Raw genomic sequence first — 17,490 nt, 5'->3', positions numbered from 1 at the left:
CGGGATGGGGATGCCGGGGGCGGCCCAGGAAGGGAGAGTTCTGTCTTGATCGGACGTCGTGACGTATTCCGGGCCGCGATGGCGGCCGGGCTGCCGCTGGCCGCGCCCCGCCTGGGCCGGGCGGCCAGCGGGCGCGTGCTGCGCTTCGTGCCCCAGGCCAACCTCTCCACGCTCGATCCGGTCTTCACCACCGCCGCCGTCACCATCACGCATGGCTACTGCGTCTTCGACACGCTCTACGGCGTCGATGGGCAGATGCGGCCGCAACCGCAGATGGCGGAAGGCGCCGAGGCGGCGCCGGACGGGCTGAGTTGGCGCATCCGCCTGCGCGAGGGGCTGCGCTTCCACGACGGCGAGCCGGTGCTGGCGCGGGACTGCGCCGCCAGCCTGGCGCGCTGGAGCCAGCGCGACACCTTCGGCCAGACCCTCGGCGCCGCCGTGGAGGCCTTCGAGGCCGCGGATGACCGGACCCTCGTGGTGCGGCTGAAGCGGCCCTTCCCCCGCCTGCTGGAGGCGATCGGCAAGCCGCATTCCTCGCCCGCCTTCATCATGCCCGAGCGGCTGGCCCGGACCGACCCGACGAAGCCGGTGACCGAGATGGTGGGCTCGGGGCCCTTCCGCTTCCTGGCCGACGAATATGTCTCCGGCAGCCGCAGCGTCTACGCGCGCTTCGAGGGCTATGTCCCGCGCGAGGGCGCGCCGGACTGGACCGCGGGCGGCAAGCGCGCGGAACTCGACCGGCTGGAATGGATGGTCATGCCCGACCCGGCGACCGCCGCCGCGGCGCTGCAGTCGGGCGAGGTGGACTGGTGGGAGCAGGTGCTGCCCGACCTGGTGCCCCTGCTGGCGCGCAACCGCGCCATCACGCTGCAGCGGCAGGACCCCTACGGCTTCATCTCGGTGGCCCGCTTCAACCACCTGCAACCGCCCTTCGACAAACCGGCGATGCGCCGCGCCGTGCTCTCCGCCATCCGGCAGGAGGACTACATGCGCGCCATCATGGGCGATGACCGCGAGAGCTGGCGCGAATGCCGCGCCATGTTCCCCTGCGGCCTGCCCGAGGTGAAGCAGCCCTGGACCGAGGCCATGCCGGGCCGCCTCGACGCCGCCCGCGCCGCGGTGAAGGCCGCCGGCTACCAGGGCGAGACCGTCGTCATCATCAACCCGACCGACTACCCCTCGATCGGCCCGCATGGCCAGGTCACCGCGGCGCTGCTGCGCGAGCTGGGGATGAAGGTGGACCTGCAGGAGATGGACTGGGGCAGCGTGCTGCAGCGCCGCTTCTCCCGCGCGCCGGCCGGGCAGGGCGGCTGGAGCCTCTATCACACCAACTGGCCCAGCGTGTCGATCGCCAATCCGGCGATGAACGCCACCATCCGCGGCCAGGGCGAGAAGGGCTGGGCCGGCTGGTACGCCAGTCCGGAGATGGAGCGGCTGACCGCCGAGTGGCTCGCCGCGCCCGACGCCGCCGCCAGCCAGGGGCTGATGGACCGCATCCAGGCGCTCGCCTTCGAGGACGTGCCGAGCCTGCCGCTCGGGCAGTACTTCTCCAGCATGGCCTATCGCAAGGGCATCCAGGGCGTGCGGCCCGGCTCCGCCGCCTTCTTCTGGAATGTCCGCAAGGACGCGGCATGAGCCAGGCTCCCGACCTCGCCGGCCGCTTCGACGTCGTGATCCTCGGCGGCGGCTCGGCGGGCTGCGTCCTGGCCGCGCGGCTCAGCGAGGACGCGCAGCGCCGCGTCCTGCTGGTGGAGGCCGGGCGCGACCTGCGCCCCGGCGCCATGCCGCGCGACATCGCCTCGCCCTATCCCGGCCGCGCCTATTTCAACGCCGCCAACACCTGGCCCGGGCTGCGCGTCGGCATGGGGCGGGACCCCGGCAACCAGGGCGGCGTCACCGAGCGGCCCTACGAGCAGGCGCGCATCCTGGGCGGCGGCTCCTCGATCAATGGCATCGGCGCCAATCGCGGCTCGCCGCACGACTATGCCGAGTGGGAGGCCGCGGGCGCCGCCGGCTGGGGCTGGTCCTCGGTGCTGCCCTACTTCCGCAAGCTGGAGACCGATCTCGACCTGGCCGGGGACACGGCGCTGCATGGCGCCGAGGGGCCGCTGCCCATCCAGCGCATCCCGCGCGCCCTGCACACCGGCTTCGCCCGTCAGGTCGAAGCCGAGCTGAACCGCCAGGGCCACGCCTCGCGGGAGGACCAGAACGGTGCCTGGGAGGACGGGGTCTATCCGATCACCGTCAACCTCGACCGTGACGGCCTCCGCACCTCGACGGCGACGGTCTACCTGACCGAGGCGGTGCGGCGGCGCCCCAACCTGACGATCTGGACCGGGACCCGCGCCGAGGCCGTCCTCTTCGAGGGCCACCGCGCCAGGGGTGCCCGGCTGCGGCGCGGCGCCGAGCTGCTGGAGGTGGCGGCCAGGCTGGTCATCGTCAGCAGCGGCGCGCTGCATGCCCCGGCGCTGCTGATGCGCAGCGGCATCGGCCCCGGCCGCGCCCTGGCCGGCCTCGGCATCGCCGTGGTCGCGGCCCGGGAGGGGGTGGGGCGCAACCTGCTGGAACACCCCTCGATCGGCATGTCGGCCTTCATCCGCCCCGAGGCGCGGCTGCCCGGCGGCGAGCGCTACCACATCCAGTCGATCCTGCGCTGGTCCTCCCGGATGGAGGGCACGCCGCCGGGCGACATGCACACGGCGGTCAACACCCGCTCCGGCTGGCATGCCGTCGGCCACCGCATCGCCACCCTCTTCTCCTGGGTCAACAAGTCCTATTCCCAGGGCCAGGTCACGCTCGCCACGCCGGACCCCGACCGGCCGCCGCTGGTGGATTTCCGCATGCTCTCCGATGCGCGCGACCTGGAGCGGCTGGCCGACGCCTTCCGCCTGGCCGCCGGGGTGCTGCGGGCGCCGGGCCTGGCCGGCACGGTGCTGGAGACCTTTCCCTCGACCTATTCCGAGGAGGTGAAGAGGCTGCTCCGCCCCTCGCGCCGCAACGGCCTGCTGACCGCCCTGGCCGGGCCGGCGATGGACCGCAGCCCGGCGATCCGCCGCCGCATCCTCGCCATGGCGCAGGAGGGGGTGGCGCCCCTCGACCTGCTGCTGGCCGAGGAGGACGCGCTGCGGCTGCATCTGCGCCGGCATGTCGGCGGCGTCTGGCATCCCTGCGGCACCTGCCGCCTCGGCGACGAGGCCGACCCGCGGGCGGTGTGCGACCCGGCCGGGCGGGTGATCGGCGTGGAGGGGCTGATGGTCTGCGATGCCTCGCTCATGCCGACCATTCCCTGCGCCAATCTGAACGTGCCGGTGATCATGATGGCGGAGAAGATCGCCGACATGCTGCGCGGCCAGGAAAAGGCCATCCCCCTCATGGCCCTGGCCGGCCGCGGCTGAGGCCAGGGACGGCCGCCCGCCGGGGGAGGGGAGAGGGAGCGAAACGCGCCGGAAGCACGGCGAGGATGACGTACCACGCCTCAAGGAGGTTGCGATGTCTCTGCCTGTCCGTTGCAAGCCCGGGCTCCGGCTCCGCCGGCTCGCCCCCATCCTGCTTGCCCCCCTCCTGCTCGCCGGTCTCGCGGCGCCGCTGGTCCCGGCCCGCGCCGAGACGGTGCTGCGCTACGCCGCCTCGGCCGAGCCGCGCACGCTCGACTCCATCGTCAACGTGCTCTCCATCACCCATCAGCACAGCTATCTCGTCTACGACACGCTCTTCGCGCTGGACGAGACGCTGACGCCGCGGCCGCAGATGGTGGAGAGTGTCGAGGCGAGCGAGGACGGCCGGCGCCGCACCCTGACGCTGCGCCCCGGCCTGCTGTTCCACGACGGCCGGCCGGTCACCGCCGCCGATGCCGTGGCCTCGATCCGCCGCTGGGCGCGGCGCGACACCAGCGGCCGCAAGCTGGCCGAGATGGGCATGGCGCTGGAGGTGATCGACGAGCGCCGCTTCGCCGTCACCCTCGACAGCGACACGCCGCTGCTGCTGGAGGCCTTCGCCAAGCCGACCTCCACCGCGCTTTTCGTGATGCGCGCCGAGGAGGCGGAGAGCGACATCACCACGCCGGTGAAGCGGATCATCGGCTCCGGCCCGTTCCGTTTCGACAGCGCCGCGCACCGCCCGGGCGACCGGCTGGTCTATCGCCGCAACCCCGACTACCGGCCGCGCCCGGAGCCGGCCAGCGGCTTCGCCGGCGGCAAGGTGGCGCGGGTCGACCGGGTGGACTGGCTGATCCTGCCGGATTCCGCCTCCGCGGTGGCCGCGTTGCAGACCGGCGAGATCGACATCTACGAGACCCCGCCGCTGGATCTGCTGCCGGTGCTGGAGCGCAACCGGGAGATCGTCGTCGCTGTGCATGGCCGGCAGGGGCAGTACGGCTTCCTCCGTCCCAACCATCGCCAGCCCCCCTTCGACAAGGCGGAGGCGCGGCAGGCGCTGGCCATGCTGATGCGGCAGCCGGACTTCATGGCCGTCACCGCGGGCAGCGACGGGAAGTACTGGCGGGAATGCTACAGCTTCCTGTCCTGCGGCGGGCTGAACGAGAACCAGAAGCACGCCGAGTGGCTGCGCCAGGGCGATGCGGCGGCGGCGGCCCGGCTGTTCCGCGAGGCCGGCTATGACGGCCGGCCGGTGGTGCTGATCGCGCCGGGCGACAACGAGATCATCCGCGGCTTCGGCATGCTGGCGGCCGAGCGGATGCGCGCCGCCGGGCTGACGGTCGATCTGCAGACCATGGACTTCGCCACCATGATGTCCCGCCGCAACCGCCAGGACGCACCGGCGCAGGGTGGCTGGAACATCTTTCCCATGTGGTCCTACGGCTTCGAGCTGGACAATCCGGTGGCCAATGTGGCGCTCAGCACCAATTGCACCGATGCCTCCTACGCCGGCTGGGCCTGCTCGAAGCGCATCGAGGCGCTGAAGGATGCCTGGGCGCGGGAGAGCGCGCCGGAGAGGCGCGCGGCGCTCCTGGACCAGATCCAGCAGGAAGCCTCGGCTCTGGTGCCGATCGTCCCGCTCGGTCAGTTCTTCGCGCCTATCGCCTATCGCCGCACGGTCACCGGATTGTTGCAGACGCCGGTGCCGGTGTTCTGGAATCTGGAGAAGACGGCGCCCTGAGGCGGTTGACGGCACCGCCGCCGCGCCCTTCCCTGGCCGGGGAGAAGGGCCGGGGGAAGGAGGGTCGCGATGACGGAACGGCGCGCCGCGGTGCTGGAGGCCTTCAGGAAGCAGATCGCTTGGTGCGAGCGCCTGGGCTCGCCCTTCACCGCCCGCCTGCTCGGCCTGCTGGCGGAGGATATCGCGGCGGGCGGACCCGCGGCGGACCTGGCCGGGCACTGGCCCGGCGATCCGGTCGCCGATGCCCTGGCGCTGCGCCTGGCCGGCGCCCTGCATGCCCTGGTCCTGTCCGGCGAGGCGCCGGCGCTGGCCGCCTGCTATCCGCCCCAGGCCAATGCGCGGGCCGATGCGCCGGATGCCGCGGCCCTGCGCGCCGTGCTCCTGGCGCGGCGGGCGGAGATCGCCGCCTTCCTGGCCTCGCCGCCGCAGACCAACGAGGTCGGCCGCTCCGGCGTGCTGCTGGGCGGCTTCCTGGAGATCGCCCATCGGGCCGGCCTGCCCCTGCGCCTGCTGGAGATCGGCGCGAGCGCGGGGCTGAACCTGCTCTGGGACCGCTTTCACTACACCCTGGGCGATGCCGTCTGGGGCGATCCGGCGAGCCCGGTCCGTCTCGCGCCGCGATGGACCGGGCCCTTGCCGCCCCTGGCGGCGCCGGTCCGCGTCGCCAGCCGTGGCGCCTGCGACCGCAGCCCGGTCGATCTCCGCGACCCGGCCCAGAGGCTGCGCCTGCGCGCCTATGTCTGGCCGGACCAGCGGGACCGGCTGGCGCGGCTCGACGGCGCGATCGCCCTGGCGCTCGGCGCCGGGTCGCGGGTCGAGCCCGCCGATGCGGGCGACTGGGTGGCGGCGCGCCTGGCCGAGCCGGCGGAGGGCCAGGCCACCGTGCTCTACCACTCGATCATGTGGCAATACATGCCAGCCGCCACCCGGGCGCGCATCGCCGGCGCCCTGTCCGAGGCCGGTGCCCGCGCCACGGCCACCGCCCCGCTGGCCTGGCTGCGCTTCGAGCCGCCACAGGCCGAGGCCCGCCCCGAATTGCGGCTGACCCTGTGGCCCGGCGGCGGCGAGAGCCTGCTGGCCACGGCGCAGGCGCACGGCCAGACCGTCGACTGGACGGGCGGCTAGCGGGCGGAAGGTCCCTCTTTGTTCTCGCGGGCAGGCGGTGCTAGGCTGGCTGTTCGATGTCCGCCCTCGCAGCCCTGGCGGCGTATCGCCGCATCCTCCATATCGACATGGATGCCTTCTACGCATCCGTGGAACAGCGCGACAATCCGGCCCTGCGTGGCATTCCCCTCGCCGTCGGCGGGGCGCGGGAGCGGGGCGTGGTGGCGGCGGCCAGCTACGAGGCGCGCCGGTTCGGCGTCCGCTCGGCCATGCCCTCGGTCACGGCGCGGCGGAAATGCCCGGAGCTGGTTTTCGTCAAGCCGCGCTTCGACGTCTACCGGGCGGTCTCCCGGCAGATCCACGACATCTTCGCCCGCTACACGCCGCTGATCCAGCCGCTCTCGCTGGACGAGGCCTATCTCGACGTCACCCACCCGCTGCGCGACCTCGGCTCGGCCACCGCCATCGCCGAGGAGATCCGCGCCGCGATCCGCGCCGAGACCGGGCTGACCGCCTCGGCCGGCGTCTCCTACAACAAGTTCCTGGCCAAGCTGGCCTCGGACCACCGCAAGCCGGACGGCCTCTTCGTCATCACCCCGCGCCTGGGTCCCGGCTTCGTTGAGGATCTGGCGGTGGAGCGGTTCCACGGTATCGGCCCGGCCACGGCGGCGCGCATGCACCGCCTCGGCATCCATACGGGCCGCGATCTGCGTGACCGCGACCTGGCCTTCCTGACGCAGCATTTCGGCAAGGCCGGCCGCTTCTACTACGGCGTGGCGCGGGGCGAGGACGAGCGGCCGGTGAACCCCGACCGCCTGCGCAAGTCGATCGGCGCCGAGACCACCTTCGAGCGCGATCTGACGCAGTGGGAGCCGGCGTGGCAGGCTCTGCAACCCCTGCTGGACAAGGTCTGGCAGGCGGCCGGCGGGAAGGGGCATGCCGGCCGGACCGTCACGGTGAAGGTCAAGTTCGCCGATTTCCGCCAGATCACCCGCAGCCGCTCCGGTGCAGTGCCGATCGCCTCGCGCGAGGCCATGGCCCGCATCGGCGAGGAATTGCTGCGCCCGGTCTTCCCCGCGCCGGGCGGCGTGCGGCTGCTCGGCATCACCCTCTCCAATCTCGGCGCCGAGGCCGTGGAAGGACAGCCGCGGCAACTGGCGCTGGGGTTGTGAGGAGGCGGGTCCCGGAGGGTGCCTCAGCGGACCTGCCGCTTCTCCAGCTTGCGCGCCAGGGTGCGCCGGTGCATGCCAAGCCGCCGGGCCGTCTCGGAGATGTTGAAGCCGGTCTCCGCCAGGGTCTGGTGGATGCGCTCCCATTCCAGCGTCTTGATCGAGGTCGGCGTGCCATCCAGCTCGGCCTCGGCATCGCCCTCCGCCTTGCCGAAGGCGGCCTCGATGTCATCCGTGTTGGAGGGCTTGGCGAGATAGTGGCAGGCGCCGAGCTTGATCGCCTCCACCGCCGTGGCGATGCTGGCGAAGCCGGTGAGCACGACGATCAGCATCTCCGGATCATGCGCGTGCAGCGCCTGGACGCAGGCGAGGCCGGAGGCGCCCTCCAGCTTCAGGTCGACCACCGCGTAATGCGGCGAGCGGTGCTGCAGCAGGGCAAGGGTCTCGTCCAGGCCGCTCGCCAGCAGCACCTCGTAGCCGCGGCGCTCGAAGGAGCGCCGCAGGGTGCGGGAGAAGCTGGCATCGTCCTCGACGATCAGCAGCAGCCGCTCATCCGCCATGCTGGGCCCCGGCCGGCAGGGCCAGCGCCGCCAGCGGCAGCGTCAGGGTCACGGTCGCGCCGCCGCCCGGCCGGTTGACCGCGGCGACGCTGCCGCCGAGCTTGCGCATCACGTTCACCACCAGGAAGAGGCCGAGGCCGCGCCCCTCGCGCCCCTTGCTGCTGTGGTAGGGACGGCCGAGCCGCGCCAGCATTTCCGGCAGGAAGCCCGGTCCGTCGTCGCTGACGGTGAGGACGAGATCGCCATCCCGGCGCCGGGCGGCCATGCGGATGCCGGCGGGAGAGGCTTCATGGGCATTGTCGAGCACATTGGCGATGACCTGCTTCAGCACCGGATCGGCGATGATCGGGACGTCTTCGCCGATCCTGTCGGCATAGGCGAGGGCGGTTCCCGGCCGGCTTCCCTGCCACTCCGCCACGGTGGCCGCCAGGAAGCTCCTGAGGCGGATGAGGGCCGGCGCCTCGCCCCGCGCCTCCCCGGCGGAGCGCAGGATGCCGCCGACGATGGACTTGCAGCGCTGCACCGCCGCCTGCATCTCCTCCATCTCCTGTACCAGATCGGGCATCGCCCGCAAGGCCGGCATCCGGCGCCAGTCGCCCAGGATGACGGAGACCGTGGCCAGCGGCGTGCCCAGCTCATGCGCCGCGCCCGAGGCCAGCAGGCCCATGCGGACGATATGGTCCTCCTCGAAGGCCTGCTGCCGCATGCGGGCGAGATTGGCGTCGCGCTCCCGCAGGTTGCCGCTGATGCGGGTGACGAAGATGACCAGCAGGACGGCGTCCAGCAGGAAGCAGACCAGCGCGCCGCGGAGGTACAGGGCCAGGAAGTCCTCCCGCATCCCGGGCGGCAGCGCCAGCGGATGGTGCACCAGGGCGAGGCTCAGCCCGCAGAGGCTGGCCAGGGCCAGCAGGGCCCAGGTCCAGCGCATCTCCAGCAGCACCGCGGCCAGGGTGATCTGCAGCAGATAGAGCGAGAGGAAGGGATTGGTGGCGCCGCCGCTCAGATAGAGCTGCACGGTCAGGGCGATCACATCCGCGGCGAGGGTCAGGAAGAGTTCCGGCGAGCCTGGCGGGGGCCGCAGCAGAAGGCGGAGCTGGCTGGCCAGGTTGAGCAGGACCAGCCCGCCCAGCACCATGGACATGGCCGGAAGCGGCAGGGCGATGCCGAGGCCCCAATGCACCACGCCGATGGTCAGCACCTGGCCGATGACGGCGAGCCAGCGGAGCTGGATCAGCAGCGACAGGTTCTTGCCGCCCGTGGTGTCCCGCGAGCCCGAGGCCGGCGCGCCATCCGGCGGTGCCGTGTTCCCGCCTTCCCTCATGCCGCCGATGCCCTCCCTACCTTTAGGCGGCGCTCCGCCGCACCCGCCACTCCTCGCGGATCGCATAGGCAGTGCCGCCGGCCACCATCAGTGCCAGGGCATACCACGTCAGGGCATAGACCAGATGGGTGTTGCGGAAGCTGGTCACGGTCAGGCCGCCAACCGGCAGCGTCCCCGGCGGCCCGGCCTCGGCATCGACGAAATAGGGCGCGACGCCCGCCAGGCCGCGGGCGGCGGCGATGGCCGCCACGTCGCGCGAATGCCAGCGGTCCGCCGCCGGGTCGTTGCTGCGCAGGAAGCCGCCGCCCGGCTCGCTCAGCCGCAGCAGGCCGAGGATCTCCTGCGGCCCTACCGGCGTGACGATCTCCGACCGCTGCCCGGAGGCGACGAAGCCACGATTGACCAGCACGGTGAAGCCGGCCTCGTCCCGCAGCGGGCTGAGCACCCAGAAGCCGGCGCCGAGGGCGGTGGTCGCCTGGGTCAGGGCCGGGGGCACCGGCAGGAAGTGGCCGCGCAGCGAGACCCGGCGATACTCGTCCCGCGTGGCGGAGAGGGCGGGCCATTCGGCCGGGCCGGGCGCGGGGGCCGGGGCGGCGTGGAGACGCGCCTCCACCCGGGCGATCAGGTCCAGCTTCCAGGCCCGGCGCTGCAACTGCCAGCTGCCCAGCCCGATCAGGCCGAGGAAGACGAGAAGCGCCGCCAGGCCGAGCAGCAGGCGGGTGGCGAGGCCGCGCCGCGGGGTCTCCTCCCCGGCGGGCCCCGCCTCCGCTCGTCTCAGGGAACGCTCCGCATGTCGTGGAGCATCTGCGGCATCATGTTGGCATTCAGGTGATACATGACCCAGAGCGAGCCGGCGATGGTGATCCCCACGACAACCAGCGTGAAGATCAGCGCCAGCATGTTCCAGCCCTCCTCCGACTGGCTGTTCATGTGGAGGAAGAAGAACATGTGCACCACGATCTGCACCACGGCGAAGCCCATGATCAGCAGGGCGGTGGCCACGCTGCTCTCCAGCACCTCGCCCATCACCAGCCAGAAGGGGATGGCGGTGAGGACGACGGAGAGGCCGAAGCCGATCAGGTAGCCCTTGAGGGAGCCATGGGCACCCTCGTCGTGATGGTCGTCATGGTGGGCGGCATGGGCATGCTGGCCGGCCGCCTCAGGATGAGCGCTCATGGCAGGACCCCGATCAGGTAGACGTAGGAGAAGACGCCGATCCAGATGACGTCGAGGAAGTGCCAGAACAGGCTGAGGCACATCAGCCGCCGGCGGTTCTCGGCGATCAACCCGTGCTTCGCCACCTGGAGCATCAGCGTGACCAGCCAGACGCAGCCGAAGAAGACGTGCAGCCCGTGGGTGCCGACGAGGGTGAAGAAGGCGGAAAGGAAGGCGCTGCGCTGCGGCGTGGCGCCGACATGGATCAGGTGGTGGAACTCATAGAGCTCCAGCCCGAGGAAGGCGGCGCCGAACAGGCCGGTGATGCCGAGCCAGGTCAGGGTGGCGCCCTTCCGCCCCTTCACCATGGCCAGCATGGCGAAGCCGTAGGTGATCGAGGAGAAGAGCAGCATCGAGGTGTTGATCGCCACCAGGCCCAGGTCGAAGAGATCGGCCGGCGAGGGTCCGGCGGCGTAGTTGCGGCCGAGCACCCCGTAGGTGGCGAAGAGCACCGCGAAGATGAGGCAATCGCTCATCAGGTAGATCCAGAAGCCCAGCATGGTGCCGGACCCGGGATGCGCGTGCTCCTCCTCCAGGACGTAGAAGGAGGCCGGACCTTCCGCCGGCTGCGGCGTGTGCATCGACATCAGGCTTACTCCCCGGCCAGCGCGCGGGTGCGGCTGTCCTCGCTCCGCGCCACCTCCTCGGCCGGGATGTGGTAGTCCCGGTCGTAGTTGAAGGTGTGCTCGATGGAAACGTACAGCACGGCGGCGAAGGCCAGCACCGCGAGCCACCAGATATGCCAGATCAGCGCGAAGCCCAGCACCAGCGAAAGGGCCGAGAGGATGACGCCCGTGCCAGTGTTCTTCGGCATGTGGATCGGGCGGAAGCCGGCCAGCGGCCGCGCGTGGCCGCGCTGCTTCATGTCCCACCAGGCGTCATGGTCCTGGATCACCGGCGTGAAGGCGAAGTTGTAGGCCGGCGGCGGCGAGGCGGTGGCCCATTCCAGGGTGCGGCCGTCCCAGGGGTCGCCGGTCACGTCGCGCAGCTGGTCGCGCCGCAGGAAGCTGACCACGAGCTGGACCAGGAAGCAGCCGATGCCGCAGGCGATCAGCACCGCGCCGAAGGCGGCGACGACGAACCAGATCTGCAGCGACGGGTCCTCGAAGTGGTTGACGCGGCGGGTGACGCCCATCAGCCCGAGGACATAGAGCGGCATGAAGGCGAAGTAGAAGCCGACCAGCCAGAACCAGAAGGAAAGCTTGCCCCAGAAGGGATCGAGGCGATAGCCGAAGGCCTTCGGGAACCAGTAGGTGATGCCGGCCAGCATGCCGAAGACCACGCCGCCGATGATGACGTTGTGGAAGTGCGCGATCAGGAACAGCGTGTTGTGGAACTGGAAGTCGGCGGGCGGAATGGCGAGCATGACGCCGGTCATGCCGCCGATGACGAAGGTGACCATGAAGCCCACGGTCCACATCATCGGCACCTCGAAGCGGATGCGTCCGCGGTACATGGTGAACAGCCAGTTGAACAGCTTGGCGCCCGTCGGGATCGAGATGATCATCGTCGTGATGCCGAAGAAGGAGTTCACGCTGGCGCCGGAGCCCATGGTGAAGAAGTGGTGCAGCCAGACGATGTAGGACAGGATGGTGATGACCACGGTCGCGTAGACCATGGAGGTGTAGCCGAAGAGGCGCTTGCGGCAGAAGGTCGAGACCACCTCCGAATAGACGCCGAAGGCCGGCAGGATCAGGATGTAGACCTCCGGATGGCCCCAGATCCAGATGAGGTTCACGTACATCATCGGATTGCCGCCGAGATCGTTGGTGAAGAAGTTGGTCCCCACGTAGCGGTCCAGCGTCAGCAGCACGAGCGTCGCCGTCAGCACCGGGAAGGTGGCGACGATCAGCACGTTGGTGCAGAGCGAGGTCCAGGTGAAGACCGGCATCTTCATCAGGCTCATGCCCGGCGCGCGCATCTTCACGATGGTCACGATCAGGTTGATACCGGAGAGCGTCGTCCCCACGCCCGCGATCTGCAGGGCCCAGATGTAGTAGTCGACGCCCACCCATGGGCTGTGCACCGGCCCCGAGAGCGGCGGGTAGGCCAGCCAGCCCGTGGCCGCGAACTCGCCGACGAAGAGCGACATCATGACCAGGATGGCGCCGGCCGTGGTCATCCAGAAGCTGAAATTGTTCAGGAAGGGGAAGGAGACGTCGCGGGCACCGATCTGCAGCGGCACCACGAAGTTCATCAGGCCCGTGACCAGCGGCATGGCCACGAAGAAGATCATGATCACGCCATGGGCGGTGAAGATCTGGTCGTAGTGGTGCGGCGGCAGGTAGCCTTCCGAGGCGCCGAAGGCGATGGCCTGCTGGGCGCGCATCATCAGCGCGTCTGCGAAGCCGCGCAGCAGCATGATCAGCGCCAGGATGATGTACATGATGCCAATGCGCTTGTGGTCGACCGTGGTCAGCCACTCGCGCCAGAGATAGCCCCAGAGCCCGAAGCGCGTGATCGCCGCCAGGAGGGCCACCCCGCCCAGCGCCACGGCCGCGAAGGTCGCGACCAGGATGGGCTCGTGCAGCGGCAGGGCGGCTAAGGTCAGGCGGCCGAAGAGGAAGGAGGTGGAGTCCGGAGCTGGGGACATGTCTCTACTCTGTCATGCCATCCCTTGTCCGCCACGGCGGCCAAGGGGGGAGGGGAAGGCCCGCGCCATGGCGGCACGGGCGAGGGTCCGGGCGGTCAGTTCACCGCGGGCTTCGGCGGCTCCGCCCGGATCGAGGCCAGCTGCAGCGTCCCGAAGGGGTCGTCCGGATTGCACAGCGCCGGCACGTAGGGACGGCTCTGCCCCCGGCCCGGCGCCGCCGGCGCCTTGCCACGGGCGATGTTCAACGCCCCTCCGGCGATGCCGAGGCCGCCACGCGCGTCGATGGCCATCATGTCGCTCATGCACATCTTGTCCGGGTCGACGCAGCGGTTGACGACCAGCGAGAAGATCTCGGGATCGACCTCGCCGTAGCGGCGGACGGGCTCGCGCTCGCTCGGCTTCTCAAGCTCGAGGTAGGCCGAGCGGTCAAGTCGGGTGCCCTGTTCCGCCCGCGCCTGCTCGACCCAGCGGTCGAAGCCGTCCTGGCTCAGGCCGTGGAACTTGAAGCGCATCTGCGAGAAGCCGCCGCCGCTGTAGTTGGCGGAGAAGCCGTCATAGACGCCCTCGCGGTTGATCACGGCGTGCAGCTTGGTTTCCATGCCCGGCATCGAATAGATCATGCCAGCCATGGCGGGGATGGCGAAGGCGTTCATCACCGAGGCGGAAGTGATGCGGAAGGCGATCGGCGTATCGACCGGCGCGGCCAGCTCATTGACCGTGGCGATGCCCTGCTGCGGGTAGATGAACAGCCACTTCCAGTCCAGCGACACCACCTCGACCTCGAGGGTCCGGGTACCCTGCGGAATGGGCCGCTCGGCATCGAGGCGGTCCAGCGGCCGGTAGGGGTCGAGCAGATGGGTGCCGACCCAGGTCAGCGCGCCGAGGGCGACGATGATGACGAGCGGCGCCGCCCAGATCACCACTTCCAGCGTCGTGGAATGCGACCAGTTGGGCGCGTAGGTGGCCTTGGTATTCGACTCCCGGTACCGCCAGGCGAAGAACAGCGTCAGCAGGATGACCGGGACGATGATCAGCAGCATCAGCACCGTCGAGGCGACGATCAGGTCGCGCTGCTGAACGGCGATGTCGCCCGATGGATTCATGACGACCAGGTTGCAGCCGGCGAGCAGAGCCGCCAGCGGCACCAGGACAAGGAGGCGCGAGATCTTGTGGCGCATGCACACCGCTCAGGAAACCATATTGATGTGCGCCCTCTTAGTGGCGAAGGATGGGGATGGGGATAGGACGTTTTGTCCTATCGGCAGGGCGGGAGGGGCTATGCTCTTTCTCATGGCAGCCTGTAACCGTTGCGCCTCAGTTGGCCGGGACACCGTCCGGACCGGCCGGCTGGGCAGGACCGGAAAACTGCGTCATCCTCGCCGCCGGCCGATGAAGGGCCAGGACGAGCCGGGCCGTATTGGGAGACTACATTGATTACCGACGTCAAATCGCATGACGCGCCCAACTCACGCGGCCTTGAACGGGACGCGCGGCGGATGCATGACGACGGCCACGCCGTCTCATCCGGGGAGATCGCCCTCGGTGTCGTCATCGGGCGCATGTCCGAGTTCTTCGACTTCTTCGTCTATGCGATCGGCTCGGCGCTGGTCTTCCCCTCGCTCTTCTTCCCGGACACCGACCCTTATACCGGCACGCTCTATTCCTTCGCCATCTTCTCCCTGGCCTTCATCGCGCGCCCGGTCGGCTCCTTCGTCTTCGCCATCGTGGACCAGCGCTATGGCCGTGGCGTCAAGCTGACGATCGCCCTCTTCCTGCTCGGCGGCTCCACCGCCTCGATCGCCTTCCTGCCCTCCTATGCCTCGATCGGCGGCTGGTCGATCGCCCTGCTGGCGCTGTTCCGGCTCGGCCAGGGCTTCGCGCTGGGGGGGGCCTGGGACGGGCTGGCCTCGCTGCTGGCGCTGAACGCGCCGCCGCACCGGCGCGGCTGGTACGCCATGGTGCCGCAGCTCGGCGCGCCGCTCGGCTTCCTTCTGGCCGCCGCCCTCTTCGCCTTCCTCTTCTCCACCCTCTCCATGCATGACCTGCTGGAATGGGGCTGGCGCTATCCCTTCTTCGTCGCCTTCGCGGTGAACGTCGTCGCCCTCTTCGCCCGGCTGCGCCTGGTGGCCACCCGCGAGTTCTCGAACCTGATCGAGGAGCGCGAGCTGGAACCGATGCCGGTGCCGGAGCTGCTGCGGGAGCAGGGCCGCAACGTGCTGATCGGCGCCTTCGTGCCGCTGGTCTGCTTCGCCCTCTTCCATCTGGTCACGGTCTTCCCGATCGCCTGGATCAACCTGAACTCCGATCATTCCCCGGCCGAGTTCCTCTCGGTCCAGATGATCGGCGCGGCCTGCTCCCTGCTGACCATCCCCCTCTCGGGCCTGATCGCCGACCGGATCGGCCGCCGCCGCCTGCTCGGCATCGGCGCGGTGCTGATCGCGCTGTTCAGCTTCAGCGTGCCCTTCCTGCTCGGCGCCGGGCTCAGCGGCAGCACCGCCTTCGTCATCATCGGCTTCTCGCTGCTCGGCCTGTCCTTCGGGCAGACCAGCGGCGCGCTGGCCTCGAACTTCTTCGCCCGCACCCGCTACACCGGCGCTGCCGTCACCTCCGACATCGCCTGGCTGATCGGCGCGGGCTTCGCGCCGCTGGTGGCGCTGGCACTCTCCAACACCTTCGGCCTGGGCGCGGTGACGGTCTACCTGCTCTCCGGCGCGGCCTGCACCCTGCTGGCGCTGACCGCCAACCGCCAGCTCGACTACAGCCGCCAGCGGGACGGCCAACGGAACTGAAGGCGGCCGGGCGGTAGCCGGGTTCAGCCGGCGCCGCCAAGGGCTTCCGGTGCCAGCAGGGCGCGGAGGGCGTGGCTGATCCCGATCGGCAGCATGGAGGCGTGGTTCTCTCCCGGCAGGACCTCGAAGCCGGTCCGGGAGGCCGGAAGCGCCCGGCGGATGGCCGCGGCCATCTCCCGCGCGCCCTCCACCATGCCACGTCTCGTCCGGCGGGCGGCGATGCCGGCGCTGTCGGGACCGTGCTCCTCCCAGGGGGCCAGGCGCTGTTCCCATTCGCCGACGCCGATATAGACCGGCGGCGACTGCGCCGGGGAGGCCGCCGCCAGGCCGCGCAGCAGCCGCTCCCGGTCCCACCAGACCGAGGGACTGATGGCGCCATAGCCCTGGAAGAGGGCGCTGTCCCAGGCCAGCAGATCGAGCGTCAGATAGCCCGCCAGGGAGTGGCCGATCACGGCCTGGCGCCCTGGATCGGCGGGCGCGTGGGCGGCGAGAAGAGGTTTCGCCACGTCCCGCAGGAAGTCCCGGAAGGCGTCCCGGCCGCCATGCGGCCCGGGATGCGGCTCGCCGGCCGGCGCGGCGGCGGTATAGTCCAGGCTGCGCCGCCGGCGGTCGAACAGCCCCTCGCCGGGATAGGCGATGCCGACCAGGATGGCGGGGGCGATCCGCGTGGTCTTCTGGCGCAGCATGCCATGGCGCAGGATCTCCAGCGCCATGCCGAAGCAGGCATTGGCATCCAGCAGCCAGACCACGGGAAAGCCGCCCGGCGGAGGCGGGCCCTCGGGGATGGCGGTCAGCAGGCGGTACGCGCCGGAGGCGCCCTGCGCCGGCAGAATGGCGGTGCCGGGCAGGGTGACCAGGCCGTCAGCCACGGAGCGTCGCGCCGCCATCGACATACAGGTCGGCCATGGTGATATGGCCGGCGCGGTCGGACAGCAGGAAGACGGCGGCCTCCGCCACATCCTCGGGCGTGGCCAGCTTGCCTAGCGGAATGCCGGTCTTGTGGATCTCGGGCGCCCCGGCGATCACCCGGCTGGCCCCCTCGCCATCGGCCCACATCCCGGTCTGCATCGGCGTCAGGGTGGAGCCGGGGGCCAGGATGTTGCAGCGGATGCCATGCGGAGCCAGTTCCAGCCCGAGGCAGCGGGTGAACATGGTCGCCGCCGCCTTGGAGGCGGCATAGGCCGCCATGCCGTGGCGCGGCACCCCCGCCGCGTTCGAGCTGACCGTGACGATACTGCCATGCCGACGCGGCGTCATGCGCCGCGCCAGCGCCCGGCCGACATGGAACACGCCCTGGGCATTGACGGCGAAGACACGGGCCCATTCGGCATCGCTGGTCTCCGCCACCAGGCCGGTGGCCAGCACGCCGGCGACATTGGCGCCGAGGCTGATCGGCCCGAGCCCGGCCTCGATCCGCGCCACCAGCGCCTCGACATCCGCGGCCCGGGTGACATCGAGCGCCTCGCGGTGGACGCCGTCCAGCACCGGGATGCCGTCGGTGCCGAGATCGGTCGCGACGACCGTGACCCCCTCGGACCGCAGCATCCGCACCAGGGCGGCGCCGATACCGCCCGCCGCGCCGGTCACAAGGGCGATCCGCCCGGAAAGTCCGCTGGGCCGCATC

General features: G+C 70.8%; 15 protein-coding genes. 6 read left to right on the top strand and 9 right to left on the bottom strand.

Annotated elements, in window-relative coordinates; genetic code table 11:
- The first annotated feature begins 78 nt into the window (after window positions 1-78).
- The 5 genes from D9598_RS11770 to dinB all read left to right on the top strand — a co-directional run bounded on the left by D9598_RS11770 (window position 79) and on the right by dinB (window position 7,391).
- Window positions 79-1,635, top strand: coding sequence for an ABC transporter substrate-binding protein (locus D9598_RS11770; protein ID WP_198366922.1), 1,557 nt, complete (start codon window positions 79-81; stop codon window positions 1,633-1,635).
- Window positions 1,632-3,395, top strand: coding sequence for a GMC family oxidoreductase (locus D9598_RS11765; RefSeq protein ID WP_198366705.1), 1,764 nt, complete (start codon window positions 1,632-1,634; stop codon window positions 3,393-3,395). The genes D9598_RS11770 and D9598_RS11765 overlap by 4 nt, the downstream gene beginning before the upstream one ends.
- A 94-nt stretch (window positions 3,396-3,489) precedes the next feature.
- Window positions 3,490-5,115: an ABC transporter substrate-binding protein gene (locus D9598_RS11760; protein ID WP_198366704.1), complete on the top strand. Its 1,626-nt coding sequence runs from the start codon at window positions 3,490-3,492 to the stop codon at window positions 5,113-5,115.
- A 69-nt stretch (window positions 5,116-5,184) separates the two neighbouring features.
- Window positions 5,185-6,240 (top strand): DUF2332 domain-containing protein, encoded by a 1,056-nt coding sequence (locus D9598_RS11755; RefSeq protein ID WP_198366703.1) that lies wholly within the window; start codon window positions 5,185-5,187, stop codon window positions 6,238-6,240.
- Between the two features lie 56 nt (window positions 6,241-6,296).
- Window positions 6,297-7,391 (top strand): DNA polymerase IV, encoded by a 1,095-nt coding sequence (dinB, locus tag D9598_RS11750; protein ID WP_198366702.1) that lies wholly within the window; start codon window positions 6,297-6,299, stop codon window positions 7,389-7,391.
- A 23-nt stretch (window positions 7,392-7,414) separates the two neighbouring features.
- Here the strand turns inward: dinB and D9598_RS11745 are convergent, their stop codons facing one another.
- The 7 genes from D9598_RS11745 to cyoA all read right to left on the bottom strand — a co-directional run bounded on the left by D9598_RS11745 (window position 7,415) and on the right by cyoA (window position 14,255).
- Window positions 7,415-7,948, bottom strand: a complete 534-nt coding sequence (locus tag D9598_RS11745) for a response regulator transcription factor (protein ID WP_198366701.1) — start codon at window positions 7,946-7,948, stop codon at window positions 7,415-7,417.
- On the bottom strand, window positions 7,938-9,269 hold the full coding sequence (locus D9598_RS11740) for an ATP-binding protein (protein WP_198366700.1): 1,332 nt from the start codon (window positions 9,267-9,269) through the stop codon (window positions 7,938-7,940). Before D9598_RS11740 ends, D9598_RS11745 begins: the two co-directional genes overlap by 11 nt.
- A gap of 22 nt (window positions 9,270-9,291) precedes the next feature.
- Window positions 9,292-9,972 carry an SURF1 family protein gene (locus tag D9598_RS11735; RefSeq protein ID WP_255528753.1) on the bottom strand — a complete coding sequence of 227 codons (681 nt, stop codon included), beginning with the start codon at window positions 9,970-9,972 and terminating at the stop codon, window positions 9,292-9,294.
- 71 nt (window positions 9,973-10,043) lie between these two features.
- The gene (gene cyoD / locus D9598_RS11730) at window positions 10,044-10,445 is read right to left on the bottom strand and encodes a cytochrome o ubiquinol oxidase subunit IV (protein WP_198366699.1); all 402 of its coding nucleotides are present in this window, start codon (window positions 10,443-10,445) and stop codon (window positions 10,044-10,046) included.
- Window positions 10,442-11,071, bottom strand: a complete 630-nt coding sequence (cyoC, locus tag D9598_RS11725) for a cytochrome o ubiquinol oxidase subunit III (RefSeq protein ID WP_198366698.1) — start codon at window positions 11,069-11,071, stop codon at window positions 10,442-10,444. The genes cyoD and cyoC overlap by 4 nt, the downstream gene beginning before the upstream one ends.
- A gap of 5 nt (window positions 11,072-11,076) precedes the next feature.
- A complete protein-coding gene (cyoB, locus tag D9598_RS11720; protein ID WP_198366697.1) occupies window positions 11,077-13,077 on the bottom strand; it encodes a cytochrome o ubiquinol oxidase subunit I in 2,001 nt (666 codons plus the stop codon).
- A gap of 95 nt (window positions 13,078-13,172) precedes the next feature.
- Window positions 13,173-14,255 (bottom strand): ubiquinol oxidase subunit II, encoded by a 1,083-nt coding sequence (gene cyoA, locus D9598_RS11715; protein WP_198366696.1) that lies wholly within the window; start codon window positions 14,253-14,255, stop codon window positions 13,173-13,175.
- A 318-nt stretch (window positions 14,256-14,573) separates the two neighbouring features.
- On the opposite strand from cyoA, the gene D9598_RS11710 reads away from it, so the two are divergent.
- Window positions 14,574-15,866, top strand: a complete 1,293-nt coding sequence (locus D9598_RS11710; protein ID WP_198366695.1) for an MFS transporter — start codon at window positions 14,574-14,576, stop codon at window positions 15,864-15,866.
- Window positions 15,867-15,889: 23 nt separating this feature from the next.
- On the opposite strand, the gene D9598_RS11705 is transcribed toward D9598_RS11710, so the two are convergent.
- Window positions 15,890-16,735, bottom strand: a complete 846-nt coding sequence (locus D9598_RS11705) for an alpha/beta hydrolase (protein WP_370592000.1) — start codon at window positions 16,733-16,735, stop codon at window positions 15,890-15,892.
- The gene (locus D9598_RS11700) at window positions 16,728-17,489 is read right to left on the bottom strand and encodes a 2,3-dihydro-2,3-dihydroxybenzoate dehydrogenase (protein WP_198366693.1); all 762 of its coding nucleotides are present in this window, start codon (window positions 17,487-17,489) and stop codon (window positions 16,728-16,730) included. Before D9598_RS11700 ends, D9598_RS11705 begins: the two co-directional genes overlap by 8 nt.
- Window position 17,490: the final 1 nt, after the last annotated feature.

Source organism: Roseomonas sp. KE0001 (assembly GCF_016107285.1).
Taxonomy (GTDB): Bacteria; Pseudomonadota; Alphaproteobacteria; order Acetobacterales; family Acetobacteraceae; genus Pseudoroseomonas.
This window is presented reverse-complemented; position numbering and strand designations above follow the sequence as displayed.

Coding starts and splice junctions, on each gene's coding strand:
- D9598_RS11765 (WP_198366705.1), top strand. CDS start 1,632: ATGAGCCAGGCTCCCGACCTCGCCGGCCGCTTCGACGTCGTGATCCTC.
- D9598_RS11760 (WP_198366704.1), top strand. CDS start 3,490: ATGTCTCTGCCTGTCCGTTGCAAGCCCGGGCTCCGGCTCCGCCGGCTC.
- D9598_RS11700 (WP_198366693.1), bottom strand. CDS start 17,489: ATGCGGCCCAGCGGACTTTCCGGGCGGATCGCCCTTGTGACCGGCGCG.
- D9598_RS11740 (WP_198366700.1), bottom strand. CDS start 9,269: ATGAGGGAAGGCGGGAACACGGCACCGCCGGATGGCGCGCCGGCCTCG.
- cyoA (WP_198366696.1), bottom strand. CDS start 14,255: ATGCGCCACAAGATCTCGCGCCTCCTTGTCCTGGTGCCGCTGGCGGCT.
- D9598_RS11755 (WP_198366703.1), top strand. CDS start 5,185: ATGACGGAACGGCGCGCCGCGGTGCTGGAGGCCTTCAGGAAGCAGATC.
- cyoD (WP_198366699.1), bottom strand. CDS start 10,445: ATGAGCGCTCATCCTGAGGCGGCCGGCCAGCATGCCCATGCCGCCCAC.
- cyoC (WP_198366698.1), bottom strand. CDS start 11,071: ATGTCGATGCACACGCCGCAGCCGGCGGAAGGTCCGGCCTCCTTCTAC.
- D9598_RS11745 (WP_198366701.1), bottom strand. CDS start 7,948: ATGGCGGATGAGCGGCTGCTGCTGATCGTCGAGGACGATGCCAGCTTC.
- dinB (WP_198366702.1), top strand. CDS start 6,297: ATGTCCGCCCTCGCAGCCCTGGCGGCGTATCGCCGCATCCTCCATATC.
- D9598_RS11710 (WP_198366695.1), top strand. CDS start 14,574: ATGCATGACGACGGCCACGCCGTCTCATCCGGGGAGATCGCCCTCGGT.
- cyoB (WP_198366697.1), bottom strand. CDS start 13,077: ATGTCCCCAGCTCCGGACTCCACCTCCTTCCTCTTCGGCCGCCTGACC.
- D9598_RS11770 (WP_198366922.1), top strand. CDS start 79: ATGGCGGCCGGGCTGCCGCTGGCCGCGCCCCGCCTGGGCCGGGCGGCC.